Genomic DNA, 14,826 nt, shown 5'->3' on the forward strand with positions numbered 1-14,826 from the left:
CATGACTGAAAAAGAATTTTTATCTACTTATAATCGCCATGATTTTTTATCGCCACTGTTTAGCATTGATACGGTGTTATTCACTTATCATGAAAATACGCTAAAAGTATTGCTCGTTGAGCGAGCAAATCATCCAGAAAAAGGAAAATGGGGGTTACCCGGTGGGTTTATAAATGAAGTGAGTGATAAAACGCTTGAAGAAACGGTGTATAGAAAATTAAAAGAAAAAACAGGGGTGATCCCGCCTTATATTGAGCAACTTTGCACAGTAGGTAATGCTCAACGAGATCCACGAGGATGGTCAGTCACTGTTTGTTATACCGCACTTATCGCTCATCAGGCATGTGCAGCACATATCGAAAGCGTTAGCTCGGTCAAGTGGGTCACCATCGATGAAATCGATAGTATCCCATTAGCATTTGATCACTATCAGCTTTATTTACAAGCCCGTGAACGTCTACAACAAAAATCATTGTATTCGATTGTCCCTGGATTTGCCCTACCTGAAGTTTTTACCTTAGCAGAGCTCCAGCATGTTCACGAAGTTTTGATTGGTAAACCAATACAAAATAAATCATTTCGCCGTCGTTTAGAGCAAGCGGATTTATTGATTGATACAGGTGAAAAACGCCAAGAACGAGGTCGCCCAGCTAATTTATACCGACTAAAATCCCAGTCAGCAGATTATCGATTTGTTCGTAATTTGGAAAATTAATATGTGGAAGAAAAATGCCCTCATAACTTTTCAATATAAAGGATAAAGGGCATTTTTTATTTCTAAAATGATGCTAGCCATAGACGGCTTTTCAGCCCGAGATAACTTGTCCAACCGGCGGTAAAACTCACCATTTCACCTTTATCTATTATCATAAAGGTGGGAGTTGCACTGACGCCAACAAGCCCCGCTAACTGGCCATTGATATCGTTGATAACAGGAAAGGTTAGATCTTTATTTGCCATGCCAGTAAGCAATCGCTGAGGATCTCCTGAACGAATTGCCACTGTCACGACAGGAACACCAGATTTAGCTAAATCTGAAACATTGGGGGATGTGGTATTGCATACACCACACCATGTCGCCCAAAAATAGATTAATACTGGCTGTTTTTCACTCAGCTCGGCAATAGAAACCACTTCTCCTGTTGCCAGAGTCTGTGGCTCCAATAATACAGGAGCTAAGCTTTGTGGTTTACGCCAAAAATCCATTATTGTAAAAGCAACCAATAAAATTAGTGCTAAAACAATAAGTTCTTTGGTCCACTTTTTTAGTCTCCCCATCGAATGATTATTTTACCTTACTGAGTTGTTCTTTAACGATCCGCTCAAATTCCTGTGCATCAACAGCCCCAGGGATCATCTCATCGCCCACCAATGTTGCAGGCGTTCCGTTCACTTGTAGCATATTCGCCAGCTCTAAGTTTTTGCGGATAGCCGCACGGCTCTCATCACTCGCTTTTAATTTGCCATTTCCCGTTGCTTGCAAGGCTTCTTTGATATTTGAATCAGACAGCATGCCTTGTTTTGCCATTAATTTTTGGTGCAACGCAAGGAACGCTTTTGGATTTTCCTTCCATAAAGTCATCGCTAATTGAGATGACTCCATGGACGTTTCTCCTTTAAAAGGAAGATATTTGATAACAACCGCAACATCTGGATTTTTCTTCACAATATCTTCTAACAGTGGGTCGAAACGTTTGCAGTACGGACAGTTAAAATCAGTAAAGTTAACTAAAACAAGCTTGGCATCTTTCGAGCCAATACGTGGACTTGTTGGATCATTAAATAAAGCATTATGCTGATCTTTTAATACCTGTTTCATCTGAGCTTGCTGCTTCTCACCTTGCTTGGCTTGTAGAGCAACAATCGCTTCTTCGAGAATTTCAGGGTTTTCAACCAATGTATCGCGAACTAACTTACGCACTTGCGCTTCTTGGTCTGCAGTTAATGGAGCCGCGTTCGCAGTTGCTCCAAGCATTAGCGAAGAGAATAAAACAGCTAGAATGGTCTTTTTCATTTTTTGGCTCCTTTGGCCTCATTCATAATTGATATTAAAACTTCACGATCAAGTATTGTTGACAGTATTTTCCCCTCTGTCAGATTAGGGCCATAAATTTGGTTAAACGGCACTGCGACTTGCCCACGCTTTTGTAAAAAAGCTGATATTTCAGGAGACGGTTTAGTCCAATCCCCTCTAAACGCAACCACATCCGGTTCGCTAAGTAATTGCTGGACATCATCTCTGAGCAGTACATTATATTTGTTAGCTTTACACGTTACACACCAGTCGGCGGTCACATCAATAAATACGCGTTTATTTTCAGCTAACGCCTGAGCGATCCCCTCTTCAGAGAGTGGCTGCCATTGAACACGATCACGAGCTAATGTCTGATTTCCCTGTTGCTGGTCTATCGCTACCCAAGTAAAAGCAGCCCCCAGCAATGAAAATAAGATAAAAGGGAAAATCGCTGCGCGAATTCCTTTATTTTTCAGGATAAACAGCACCAGCAATAATAAAAATACCCCAGCAATAATGATGGTGTAAGTTGCACCAAAGTGGGGAATTAATAGACTAATCAACCATAAACAGGATACCAACATCATCAGCCCAAGAATGGCTCTCAGTTTCAGCATCCATGTTCCCGGTTTCGGAAGTAATTTAGCAATCACAGGGAAAGCGGCTATGAGTAGCCATGGCAAACTCATTCCAATACCTAACGCGGTGAAAATGAGCCAGAGTTGTTCCATCGGTGCCGCCAATGCAAAGGCGACCGCTGTTCCCAAAAATGGTGCGGAGCATGGAGTTGCTAACAATGTTGCAAAAACCCCTTGCCAAAAATGACCACTGTTCCCATGCCCACCAGCGGTTGCTAGACGGGTATTGGTTTTACTTCCTAAACTAATTTCGAACAAACCGAATAAATTGGCAGTAAATAAGGCGGTGACAATAACCATAAATCCAATAAACCAAGGACTTTGGAACTGAATACCCCAGCCTACCGCTTGTTGACCAACTCGCAATAATGTAATTAACAATGCGAGCAACCAAAAAGAGACCAAAATACCGGATGACGAAAGTAGGAACTGACGGCGAATGGTATTTTGTTCCCCTTGAGGAACCAATAGGACAGAGCCTAATTTCATCGCCAGAACCGGCAAGACGCACGGCATCAAATTGAGAATCAATCCACCAAGGAGAGCAAAGAGTAGGATTTGCCATAAATCAATAGGTTGATTAGATTCACTAATAAACTGTGACCCTGTAAATGGCACTACATCTGCACTAACTTGTTGAGATAACTCTCCATCAGTGACCACAAAGGAGACAGTTTTCCCAACTAAATTAGGAGACTCCCCTCCCCAATCATCGCTAACATCAATAGTTGCAGTTAACTTATCACCCGACGATTTAATGGTGGGTACACCTAATGTGGCCCCATCGACAATATCGGTGAAAATATTGGGCGCTATCCACTCATTACCCGCAACTTTTTGCAGCTCAACAATCAACTGTTTTCCAGAGAAGCTGGTTTTCGATTGCTCAATCAAGCCATTGGTTGCTGGCACACTACCTTTTGCTTGGTTAAATGCCCAATTAAAATCAGCAGGTGCAGGCTCAGTTAAATCCAGTTCAAAAGGATAATCCGTTAAAATGCAGATATTACTGCACGTCGATAAGGTCAAGGTTCCCGATAACTTATCCAGTTTTTCACTGCTGGTTACCGTAATAGGGAAAATAACATCCCCCATATAGCCTTGAGTTGATACCCCTGCAACATCAAAACGCCCCGGAGTAGGCCACAACCAATCCGTAGTTTTTACCGGAGAGGTCCAAGTAATTTCAGGCGCAACGCCCCCTTCCCCTGGTGAACGCCAGTAAGTCTTCCATCCTTCCTCGAGTTTTACGTCGAGTAAAATATCGATTTTGCCCTCTTCTTGTGCAGAACTGAGCAAACGAACTTGAACATGATTAGGGGTATTGTTTGGCATCCATCCCGTGTTTGCGGGTTGCAGCCAGCCAGTATCCGCAGCCTGTAAGCTGCTTGAAAATAGAGCGAATAGAACAAATAACCAGTTAATAAAGAAACGCATGAATCCTCCAGAATAAATGACAGCAACGAACAATACGCCGCGGCTTTCTAATCCCGAAGATTGCAGAATTGTAGGTGACGCCTAACACTTGGTGGGGCATGTATCTCTTCACGGTTTGCTCTATATATAAATAGTCTAGTGCAAAAGATAGCGAATGCAGCTAAAGAAAGAAATACAAAAAAGAAAGGTTCAATCACTGAGGGAACTATGGTGATCAACGATTTTGAACTTAACTCACACGTTGAAAGTTTCACTTCTTTAGAGTCCATCTGATTTGAATCAATCAGGACATCCGGTGCATTGAAGCTAGCTGTGTTCAGTGAGTGAGGCACTAAAAATGTTGCGAACAGACGCTCTCCGACGGCTCTTTGATTCATACAAAGTAAAACCATCAGACAGGCGAGTAGCACTAATCCATTACCCAATTTTAAAGGTCTGCTCATGTGCGTATCTGCTTATCGTCCTGAAATCGCAATAATTAGCTAATAATAAGTTAAATAGAGGTTACATACTACACAGCAAAATATTCTATTCAAGAGGCTACATTTAACTTTACAAATACGTAAATTCGGAAAAATCACTGCAATTTTCCCTTTATCTATAAAAAGCGGCATAAAACTTGCAACTCTATTTTTGAAGAATGAAATACGGAACTGTTTTGCACTCTTTCAGTGCGCGATTATCAAATTTAGGCAATTTTTCACCATATTAGTGCTACGGCTCACAACTGCCTAAATAATATGCGAGATAGCTCCCGAATTTAAAACATTTCGTTTTCAAAACTCATAATTTTTAATTACTTTTTAACAATAATAAAACATACAGCTGATGATCTGGTGTTTATCCAAACCTCACGATACATCTGCAAACACAACACCACAAAACCAAAATAATTCGAGTAATGTGTCACGTGAAAGGCATGCGCAATCACCCGAAATATGGCGGATTTACACCGATGTTCTAAAGGAGCTGTAATTATGCGTATGAGCAAGCTTGTTTTAACAATGATGCTTTTGGGTGCGACCTGTGCAGTTCAAGCAGAAGAATTAAACGGTACTCTGAAAAAAATCAAAGATAATGGCGTGATCGTTGTTGGTCATCGTGAATCCTCTGTGCCTTTTTCTTATTATGATAATAGTCAGAAAGTTGTCGGTTACTCGCAGGATTATTCCAACCAAATCGTTGATGCAGTGAAAAAGAAACTCAATATGCCTGACCTACAGGTAAAATTAATTCCTATTACATCACAAAACCGTATTCCACTACTGCAAAACGGAACATTCGATTTTGAATGTGGCTCTACAACTAATAATTTAGAAAGACAAAAACAAGCGGCTTTCTCTAATACTATTTTCGTTGTAGGGACTCGCTTACTGGCTAAGAAAGATGCTGGCATTAAAGACTTTGCTGATTTAGCTGGGAAAAATGTTGTGGTGACTTCGGGGACTACCTCTGAAATTATCCTGAATCAGTTAAATGATCAGAAAAATATGAAAATGCGCATTATCAGTGCAAAAGACCACGGTGATTCTTTCCGTACTCTGGAATCCGGTCGTGCAGTTGCCTTTATGATGGATGACGCATTACTCGCAGGTGAGCGCGCTAAAGCTAAACAACCAGCTATCTGGGAAATCGTGGGTAAACCACAAACCCAAGAAGCATATGGCTGCATGTTGCGTAAAGATGACCCTCAGTTCAAAGCATTGATTGATGAAACTATCTCTACGGCACAAAAATCGGGTACAGCAGAGAAATCCTTCAATCGTTGGTTCAACCAACCTATCCCACCAAAGAACCTAAACTTGAACTTTACGTTATCTGATGAAATGAAAGCGCTATACAAATCACCAAATGATAAAGCATTAAACTAATAAAAAAGACAAACAGGGTATTACTGAAGTCAGAATCGCAAGGCGGTCGTTCCCGCCTTGCTTTCTCTGATCCTCAGTATTCGGGACAATCAAATTGCCCACAGGAAGTCATATTATGTCGATTAATTGGAATTGGGGGATATTCCTTGAGAATGCCCCATTTGGGAATACCACCTATTTAGGTTGGTTAATATCTGGCTTAGAAGTTACCGTCACGCTTTCTATCTGCGCATGGATCATCGCTTTTCTCGTTGGCTCATTTTTCGGTATTTTACGCACCGTTCCTAATCGCTTTTTAGCGTTTATAGGTACGGCTTACGTTGAACTATTTCGTAATGTTCCACTGATTGTGCAGTTCTTCACGTGGTACTTAGTGATCCCTGAACTACTTCCTCAATCAATTGGTGACTGGTTCAAGATGGAGCTAGATCCTAACTACCAGTTTTTTATCTCTTCTATGTTATGCCTTGGTTTGTTTACTGCCGCGCGGATGACCGAACAGGTTCGTGCAGCTATTCAATCCTTACCTAGAGGCCAGAAAAGTGCCGCATTAGCTATGGGACTAACGCTACCGCAAACGTATCGCTACGTTCTGCTACCGAATGCTTACCGCGTGATCCTACCGCCAATGACATCGGAAATGCTGAATTTAGTCAAAAACTCTGCCATTGCATCCACCATTGGGCTCGTCGACATGGCGGCACAAGCTGGCAAATTGTTGGATTATTCTGCTCATGCATGGGAATCATTCACGGCGATTACTTTAGCTTATGTCGGTATTAACTTAATCATCATGTTACTGATGAGCTTGCTTGAACGTAAAGTTCGCTTACCTGGCACATTAGGAGGGCGATAAGATGGCTTATCAATTTGATTGGAGTTCTATCGCACCAAGTATCCCATTCTTGGTAGACGGATTTATTATCACCGCCAAAATTACTGCGGCAGCAATTGTTGTGGGAATTGTCTGGGGAACGGCTCTCGCAATGATGCGTTTGTCGAATATTAAACTGCTGCGTTGGTTTGCTGCATTCTATGTAAATATGTTTCGCTCCGTTCCGCTGGTGATGGTGTTATTTTGGTTCTACTTAGTTGTGCCTAACTTATTACAAAATATTCTAGGTTTATCACCCAAAAATGATATTCGTTTGATATCCGCAGTGGTAGCCTTTTGCCTTTTTGAAGCGGCTTACTATTCGGAAATAATCCGTGCAGGGATCCAAAGTATCTCTAGAGGTCAGGCAAATGCCTCTCTTGCATTAGGGATGACACAGATGCAAACCATGCGCCTGATTGTCTTACCGCAAGCCTTTAAAGCCATGGTTCCGTTATTACTCACCCAAGGCATTGTGCTATTCCAAGATACCTCTTTAGTGTATGTTCTGGGGTTAACTGACTTCTTCAGAACAGCCACCAACATTGGTGAACGTGACGGTACGCAAGTTGAAATGATACTCTTTGCCGGACTCATCTACTTTATTTTCAGTTTCGGCGCTTCAATGTTAGTGAATTATCTTAAGAAAAGGACTGTCTCATGATTACCCTGAAAAATGTCTCTAAATGGTATGGCCAATTTCAGGTGCTCACCGATTGCACAACTGAAGTCAAAAAAGGCGAAGTTGTGGTTGTGTGCGGGCCTTCTGGTTCTGGTAAATCCACATTAATAAAAACAGTCAATGGGTTGGAGCCGATTCAACAGGGTGAAATTTTTGTTAACGATATCCAAGTCAATAATAAAAAAACTGACCTTGCCAAACTGCGCTCAAAAGTCGGCATGGTATTCCAGCATTTTGAACTCTTTCCTCATCTTTCGATTCTAGAAAATTTAACGTTAGCCCAAGTTAAAGTCTTAAACCGTGGCAAAAAAGCTGCCGAGGAAAAAGCCGTAAAATTACTGGAACGTGTCGGGTTATCTAATCATGCAAATAAGTTCCCAGCGCAATTATCGGGTGGGCAGCAACAGCGTGTGGCGATTGCTCGCGCACTGTGTATGGATCCCATCGCGATGTTATTCGATGAACCCACTTCAGCCCTTGACCCAGAAATGATCAACGAAGTTCTGGATGTCATGGTCGAACTGGCAAACGAAGGAATGACTATGATGGTAGTGACCCATGAAATGGGATTTGCTAAAAAAGTAGCCAACCGCGTTATTTTTATGGATGAAGGAAAAATTATTGAAGACACTAAGAAAGAAGACTTCTTTGCCAATCCTAAATCTGATCGCGCTAAAGATTTCTTAGCAAAAATCCTGCATTAATTATCAACTATGTTGCAGAAAGCCCAATTGGGCTTTTTGCAACATTTTCTTATTGATACTCATCCCCGCGCCTTTTTCATGATGGATAACCTTATCTGCACTTGAAATCTCTCAAAAAATTCTCTAACGTGTTCTAAGTTCAAATAAAATATTGAATAATGCAATTTCCCTCTTAAATAGTTCAAGTTTTAGGTAGTAAATTGAATTATGATAGGCGAACGCTAACTATTTTGTGCGGCTCCTTGGCGATATATTTATAATGCCATCAATTTTGTAGCACAAAATATGACAAACAAGACGAACAGCAAGACCAAGTCCCTGTAAATTCATCTAATCAACGATTCATCGTTTTTTACAGACACAACGGCTTTGAGCATTGTTGTTACTGGGTGTGATCCGCTATGCTATGCGGTTCCGCTTTATAGAAAAAGACATTAACCTGCTACTCATTGAATGTAGCCACTATTCACCATAGGATTATCGGTGCCATGCAAGAACAATATCGTCCAGAAGATATAGAATCTAAAGTACAGCGTCACTGGGATGAAAAACAAACTTTCAAAGTGACTGAAGACAACAGCAAAGAGAAATACTACTGCCTGTCCATGCTACCTTACCCTTCTGGACGACTACACATGGGCCACGTACGTAACTACACCATTGGTGACGTAATCTCCCGTTATCAACGTATGTTGGGTAAAAACGTTCTTCAACCAATTGGTTGGGATGCATTTGGTTTGCCTGCTGAAGGCGCTGCGGTAAAAAACAATACTGCACCTGCACCTTGGACGTATGCCAATATTGATTACATGAAAGGTCAGCTGAAAATGCTGGGCTTTGGTTACGACTGGAACCGTGAAGTCACTACCTGTACCCCTGAATATTACCGTTGGGAGCAGTGGTTCTTCACTAAATTGTATGAAAAAGGTTTAGTTTATAAAAAAACCTCAGCGGTTAACTGGTGCCCACATGACTTGACGGTTCTCGCGAACGAACAAGTCATTGATGGCTGCTGCTGGCGCTGTGATACCCCAGTAGAACGCAAAGAAATCCCTCAATGGTTTATTAAAATCACTGATTATGCAGAAGAGCTGCTGAATGACTTGGATAAACTGGAAGATTGGCCAGAGCAAGTTAAAACCATGCAACGTAACTGGATTGGGCGCTCTGAGGGTGTGGAAATTACATTTGATGTTGCTGAGCGTGACGATAAATTAACCGTCTACACTACCCGTCCTGACACCTTTATGGGCGCAACTTACGTTGCGGTTGCTGCGGGTCATCCTTTAGCGCAACAAGCAGCAAAAAATAATCCTGAATTAGCCGATTTTATCGATGAGTGCCGTAATACCAAAACAGCGGAAGCTGATATGGCAACCATGGAGAAAAAAGGTGTTGCAACAGGTCTGTATGTTATCCATCCATTGACACAAGAGAAGCTACCAATTTGGGTCGCTAACTTTGTCTTGATGGAATACGGTACAGGTGCTGTTATGGCTGTTCCGGCTCATGACCAACGTGACTGGGAATTTGCACATAAATATAACCTGCCAATTAAAGCTGTTATTGGCGATGCTGAAGGCAATACTCCAGATTTATCGCAAGAAGCAATGACTGAGAAAAACGCGCTGATCAATTCGGGCGAATTCACAGGCTTAAGCAATGATGACGGTTTCAATGCGATCGCTGACAAGCTGGTTTCTATCGGCGCAGGTCAACGTAAAGTCAACTATCGTTTACGTGACTGGGGTGTTTCCCGTCAACGTTACTGGGGTGCACCAATTCCAATGGCGACCTTAGAAGACGGTACTGTAGTTCCAATTCCAGAAGACCAATTACCGGTTATTTTACCGGAAGATGTCACCATGAACGGCATCACCAGCCCAATAAAAGCAGATCCAGAGTGGGCAAAAACCACTATCAATGGTCAGCCAGCGCTGCGTGAAACTGATACTTTCGATACTTTCATGGAATCATCATGGTACTACGCGCGCTATACTTGCCCGCAATATGATGATGGCATGTTAGATCCGGAAGCCGCAAATTACTGGCTGCCAGTTGATCAATACATTGGTGGTATTGAACATGCCATCATGCACTTAATGTACTTCCGTTTCTTCCACAAATTAATGCGTGATGCTGGGTTAGTTACCTCAGATGAGCCAGCTAAACGTTTATTGTGCCAAGGTATGGTGCTAGCGGATGCATTCTATTATACCGGCAGTGATGGTCATCGTGTGTGGGTATCTCCAGCGGATGCGATTGTTGAACGTGATGATAAGAATCGTATTATTAAAGCCGTAGACAGCGAAGGTCATGAACTGGTTTATACTGGTATGAGCAAGATGTCTAAATCTAAGAACAACGGAATTGATCCTCAGTTGATGGTGGAAAAATACGGTGCCGATACCGTCCGTCTGTTTATGATGTTCGCTGCGCCACCAGAATTAACTCTGGAATGGCAAGAGTCTAGTGTTGAAGGCGCTAACCGTTTCGTACGTCGTGTATGGCGTTTAGTTCACGAGCATTCACAAAAAGGTGCAACTCAACCATTAGACATCAGCGCATTAACTACTGAACAAAAAGATTTACGTCGTGACCTGCATAAAACTATCGCTAAAGTGACTGACGATATTGGTCGCCGCTACGCATTTAATACTGCAATTGCGGCAATCATGGAGTTCATGAACAAATTAGTTCGCGCTCCACAAGAAACAGAGCAGGATCGTGCTTTAGTTCAAGAGTCATTGGATGCGATTGTGCGTATGTTATCGCCAATTATTCCGCATGCATGTTTCGAAATGTGGCAAGCACTAGGTCATAAAGACGATATCGATTTTGCTGACTGGCCAGTTGCTGATGAGCAAGCTATGATCGACGATACCAAACTGGTCGTTGTTCAAGTTAACGGTAAAGTTCGTGGACGTATTACCGTTCCTGCTGATGCTAACCAAGAATTCGTATTGGAAATGGCATCTCAAGAACCTAGTGTCTCCAAATACCTTGAAGACGTGAGTATCCGCAAGGTTATTTACGTTCCAGGTAAATTACTGAACTTAGTTGTTGGCTGATAAGGAGCCCAAGTGCGCTATCTGATAACTTTATTCCTCAGCCTGTCGGTGCTTGTCACCGCAGGTTGCGGTTTTCGTCTTCAAGGAACAACCCAGCTTCCGGAAGAATTGAAAACACTGCAACTCAGTTCTGGTTCACCTTATAGCTACCAAACACGAGCGGTCAGGGAACAACTCAGACTAAATAACGTGACCATCTTAGATTCTGGTCGCGCAGATGTGCCTATCTTAAAAATAGTCGGTTCATCTGAAAGTACTGACACCGTTTCTATTTATCAAGATGGTAAAGCTGCAGAGAAACAATTGACGTTGGTCATGAAGGCGCAAGTCTTAATGCCTGATGGCACAATTTATCCGCTGGAAACCAAAGTTGTTCGTACTTTCTTCGATAACCCGTTAGAAGCATTGGCAAAAGATGCGGAAAACGAAATCGTAAAACAAGAAATGCAAGAACAAGCGGCACGCAGTATTGTGCGCAAGTTACTGCTAGTACACAGTGCTGAGCTTGAAAAAGCTAAAGCGCAAGCTGCTGAGAAGCCTGTAGCGCAGCAATGATACGCATTTATCCTGAACAGCTGGCCTCTTCGTTACAAGAGTCTCTAAGAGGCCGCTATCTCATTTGGGGCTCCGAGCCCCTCCTTATTCAGGAAAGCCAAGATGCTATTCGCCAAGCTGCACTCCAGCAAGGTTTTGAAGAGCATTTTACGTTTTCATTAGAGCAAAATACCGATTGGGATGAAATTTTTAGCCTTTGTCAGGCATTAAGTTTATTTGCCAGTCGCCAGATGCTTACTCTATTTTTACCTGAAAATGGCCCTAATGCTGCGATGGCAGAAAAACTTCTGCAACTCGCAGGGTTACTTCATCCAGACCTACTTTTAGTCTTACGTGGACATAAACTAACTAAAGCTCAAGAGAACAGCGCTTGGTTTAAAGCTATCAGCCAAGATGGTGTTTATATTAGTTGTTTAACCCCTGAATATCAGCGGCTTCCTCAGTGGGTGTCAAAACGTGCAAGCCAAATGCGCTTAACGTTGGAAACCGAAGCTAACCAATTACTGTGCTACTGCTATGAAGGGAATTTATTAGGTTTAGCGCAAGCTCTTGAGCGGCTTTCACTACTGTATCCTGATGGAAAGCTCACCTATCCGCGTGTAGAAAGTGCCGTGAATGATTCTGCACACTTCACACCATATCACTGGGTAGATGCTGTTTTAGCCGGCAAATCACGTCGTTCATGGCACATTTTAGAGCAACTAGAACGAGAAGATATCGAACCTGTTATTTTACTGCGGGCTATTCAGCGCGAGTTAATGCTGATGATTACATTAAAACGTCAATCATCAACGACACCACTGAAAACCTTATTTGACCAACATAAAGTATGGCAAAACCGTCGCGGTCTATTAGGGGAGGCAATACAGCGCTTAAGTCTATATCAATTACAATCAGCATTGATGCTACTGACCCAAGCCGAAATTCATACCAAACAAGATTTTGCCAATTCCTCTTGGTCAGACCTACAATCTTTGTCCATGCTATTATGCGGTAAAACAGACGCAGAACATTTTATTCAACATAGGTAAGTGTATGACCTGTAAACCTCAAGGCCTTCAGGCATTATTTGGCGGTACTTTCGACCCGATTCATTACGGGCACTTGCGCCCAGTCGAAGCCCTTGCCAAACAAGTCGGCTTACAAAGAGTCATTCTATTACCTAATCATGTTCCGCCCCATCGCCCACAACCTCAAGCCTCACCAATGCAGCGTTTGGAGATGGTACAACTCGCGGTTCAAAATAACCCTTTATTTACCATTGATACTCGAGAACTGCAAAAGAGCACCCCCTCATATACTCTTGAAACTTTAAGTGAATTACGTGAAGAGTTGGGAAGTACTCAACCACTGGCCTTTATTATTGGGCAGGATTCACTGCTATCCATCAATACATGGTATGGATGGGAGCAACTTTTAGACAAATGTCATTTATTGGTTTGTGCTAGACCAGGATATTCTACTCACTTTGCTGATCCGCAAATGCAACAGTGGCTCAATCAACATCAAACGGATAATCCTCGCCAGTTAAGTCTGCAAGCAAAGGGGCTTATCTTTATTGCTGACACCCCTCTAGTTAATATTTCAGCCACTGAAATTCGTCAAAAATTAAGCTCAGGGGATTCATGTAATGATTTAATTCCTAATGCCGTTTTAGAATATATTCAGGCTCATCATCTTTATCAAGAATAAGGTAATACCCTGACCTGCTCACAATGAGGATATGGCTCAAAATAATATTGTTCACTTAAATAGCTATCAGGATATTGAATAAGTAACTGCCGCATCATCAATAATGGCTGGTTTATCGGTATTTTCCCGTCACGATAATCATTAATTAACGCCAATAAATGCTTTTTCTCATCTTTTGTAGCCCTACGTTTAAAATATCCTTGCATGTGGCTAAGCGCATTAACTTGAATATTTTTAGGTGGCATTAATGCAAAGGTCTCCATTAAGCTCGCTTTATATTGTGCAAAAAACAATTTCAAATCATCGCCTTTTTTAATCCCTGCAACTAGCTTACCGGTCAATTGATAGCCAGTCGGTGAATACGCCATGATGAGATACTTATGCTGACTATGAAATAGAATAATTCCATGGTGCGTTAACTGCTGGGCCAATATTTCAAGCCGTTGTAAAAGATACAATTGTGTAAAAAAATGGTCAAGTTGCTGCACATTTTGCCATTGAGTGTCAGTTATAACCGGTAAACTCGCAGGAAAAAATGCCAGTATTTTTTGAGCATGGTGGTGCGGAAAAATAATTCCTACAATTTCATCGCTGGTTTGATTAAATTCTTCTGGTGAAAAACACGTCACAATGGAATGGGTTAATTGCTGTATTTCACTAGATGGATAAGTGATTCCATCTAGTATTAAAACTTTTGGTTTAATTAATTGCACATTATCTCTCTTATCCTAAAATACTTCTGGAGTAGTGAAGATGAGTAACTTTGTAAAGTTAATACAAATTTGTTGCTCAATGGGCGATATATCCCTATAAATTGCCCTCCTACGCCAATAAAAAATAATTTAGCCGATTTTTCCGAAAATCTAGGGTAAAATGGCATCGCTTTGCTGGGGGCAATCCCGAGGAAAGAAAAACTACAAATAGTGTTTAACAAGATATTCTATCAATTTGAATAAAAGGTGAACCTTTTGCAAGGAACTGAACTCCAAAAATTTATTATCGATCAACTTGAAGATGCTAAAGCTGAAGACATCATTTCGATCGACGTTAATGGGAAATCGAGTGTTACCGACCAAATGATTATCTGCACAGGAACATCAAGCCGTCATCTGATGTCTGTTGCTGATCGCTTGATCGATGCTTGCCGTAAACAAGGCTTAATACCGCTAGGTGTTGAAGGACAAGGTATTTCTGACTGGATTGTTGTCGATCTTGGCGATGCCATTGTTCACATCATGCAAGACGAAAGCCGTCGCATGTATGAACTTGAAAAGCTTTGGAGCTGAGT

At 41.8% G+C, this 14,826-nt stretch carries 15 protein-coding genes; 10 read left to right on the forward strand and 5 right to left on the reverse strand.

The features are described 5' to 3' along the window. The first annotated feature begins 1 nt into the window (after position 1). On the forward strand, positions 2–715 hold the full coding sequence (locus PROVRUST_RS01035; protein ID WP_006812809.1) for an NUDIX hydrolase: 714 nt from the start codon (positions 2–4) through the stop codon (positions 713–715). A gap of 62 nt (positions 716–777) precedes the next feature. Here the strand turns inward: PROVRUST_RS01035 and PROVRUST_RS01040 are convergent, their stop codons facing one another. The 4 genes from PROVRUST_RS01040 to PROVRUST_RS20660 are packed head-to-tail and all read right to left on the reverse strand — an operon-like array spanning position 778 to position 4,532. Further along, positions 778–1,278 carry a protein disulfide oxidoreductase gene (locus tag PROVRUST_RS01040; RefSeq protein WP_006812810.1) on the reverse strand — a complete coding sequence of 167 codons (501 nt, stop codon included), beginning with the start codon at positions 1,276–1,278 and terminating at the stop codon, positions 778–780. A 7-nt stretch (positions 1,279–1,285) separates the two neighbouring features. After that, positions 1,286–2,014, reverse strand: coding sequence for a DsbA family protein (locus tag PROVRUST_RS01045; protein ID WP_006812811.1), 729 nt, complete (start codon positions 2,012–2,014; stop codon positions 1,286–1,288). Continuing rightward, positions 2,011–4,089, reverse strand: a complete 2,079-nt coding sequence (locus PROVRUST_RS01050; protein WP_006812812.1) for a protein-disulfide reductase DsbD family protein — start codon at positions 4,087–4,089, stop codon at positions 2,011–2,013. The genes PROVRUST_RS01045 and PROVRUST_RS01050 overlap by 4 nt, the downstream gene beginning before the upstream one ends. 47 nt (positions 4,090–4,136) lie before the next feature. Further along, positions 4,137–4,532, reverse strand: a complete 396-nt coding sequence (locus PROVRUST_RS20660) for a hypothetical protein (RefSeq protein WP_006812813.1) — start codon at positions 4,530–4,532, stop codon at positions 4,137–4,139. 534 nt (positions 4,533–5,066) lie between these two features. Between PROVRUST_RS20660 and PROVRUST_RS01055 the strand changes: the two genes are divergently transcribed. From PROVRUST_RS01055 to nadD, 8 genes are all read left to right on the forward strand, one after another. Beyond that, positions 5,067–5,960: a glutamate/aspartate ABC transporter substrate-binding protein gene (locus tag PROVRUST_RS01055; RefSeq protein ID WP_039854009.1), complete on the forward strand. Its 894-nt coding sequence runs from the start codon at positions 5,067–5,069 to the stop codon at positions 5,958–5,960. A gap of 115 nt (positions 5,961–6,075) precedes the next feature. Continuing rightward, positions 6,076–6,816, forward strand: coding sequence for an amino acid ABC transporter permease (locus tag PROVRUST_RS01060; RefSeq protein WP_006812815.1), 741 nt, complete (start codon positions 6,076–6,078; stop codon positions 6,814–6,816). A 1-nt stretch (position 6,817) separates the two neighbouring features. Beyond that, positions 6,818–7,498 carry a glutamate/aspartate ABC transporter permease GltK gene (gene gltK / locus PROVRUST_RS01065; protein WP_006812816.1) on the forward strand — a complete coding sequence of 227 codons (681 nt, stop codon included), beginning with the start codon at positions 6,818–6,820 and terminating at the stop codon, positions 7,496–7,498. Continuing rightward, on the forward strand, positions 7,495–8,220 hold the full coding sequence (locus tag PROVRUST_RS01070) for an amino acid ABC transporter ATP-binding protein (RefSeq protein WP_006812817.1): 726 nt from the start codon (positions 7,495–7,497) through the stop codon (positions 8,218–8,220). The genes gltK and PROVRUST_RS01070 overlap by 4 nt, the downstream gene beginning before the upstream one ends. A 488-nt stretch (positions 8,221–8,708) precedes the next feature. After that, positions 8,709–11,291 carry a leucine--tRNA ligase gene (gene leuS, locus PROVRUST_RS01075; protein WP_006812818.1) on the forward strand — a complete coding sequence of 861 codons (2,583 nt, stop codon included), beginning with the start codon at positions 8,709–8,711 and terminating at the stop codon, positions 11,289–11,291. A gap of 12 nt (positions 11,292–11,303) precedes the next feature. Further along, a complete protein-coding gene (gene lptE / locus PROVRUST_RS01080) occupies positions 11,304–11,846 on the forward strand; it encodes an LPS assembly lipoprotein LptE (protein ID WP_039854010.1) in 543 nt (180 codons plus the stop codon). Next, entirely contained in the window at positions 11,843–12,877 is a 1,035-nt protein-coding gene (gene holA, locus PROVRUST_RS01085; RefSeq protein WP_006812820.1) for a DNA polymerase III subunit delta, read from the forward strand. Before lptE ends, holA begins: the two co-directional genes overlap by 4 nt. A 4-nt stretch (positions 12,878–12,881) precedes the next feature. After that, entirely contained in the window at positions 12,882–13,538 is a 657-nt protein-coding gene (gene nadD / locus PROVRUST_RS01090; protein WP_006812821.1) for a nicotinate-nucleotide adenylyltransferase, read from the forward strand. On the opposite strand, the gene PROVRUST_RS01095 is transcribed toward nadD, so the two are convergent. Continuing rightward, the gene (locus PROVRUST_RS01095) at positions 13,529–14,251 is read right to left on the reverse strand and encodes a YbgA family protein (RefSeq protein ID WP_006812822.1); all 723 of its coding nucleotides are present in this window, start codon (positions 14,249–14,251) and stop codon (positions 13,529–13,531) included. The genes nadD and PROVRUST_RS01095 overlap by 10 nt on opposite strands. Before the next feature lie 246 nt (positions 14,252–14,497). Between PROVRUST_RS01095 and rsfS the strand changes: the two genes are divergently transcribed. After that, positions 14,498–14,824, forward strand: a complete 327-nt coding sequence (rsfS, locus tag PROVRUST_RS01100; RefSeq protein WP_006812823.1) for a ribosome silencing factor — start codon at positions 14,498–14,500, stop codon at positions 14,822–14,824. Positions 14,825–14,826: the final 2 nt, after the last annotated feature.

The sequence above is a fragment of the Providencia rustigianii DSM 4541 genome, from assembly GCF_000156395.1.
In the GTDB taxonomy this organism is placed as follows: Bacteria; Pseudomonadota; Gammaproteobacteria; order Enterobacterales; family Enterobacteriaceae; genus Providencia; species Providencia rustigianii.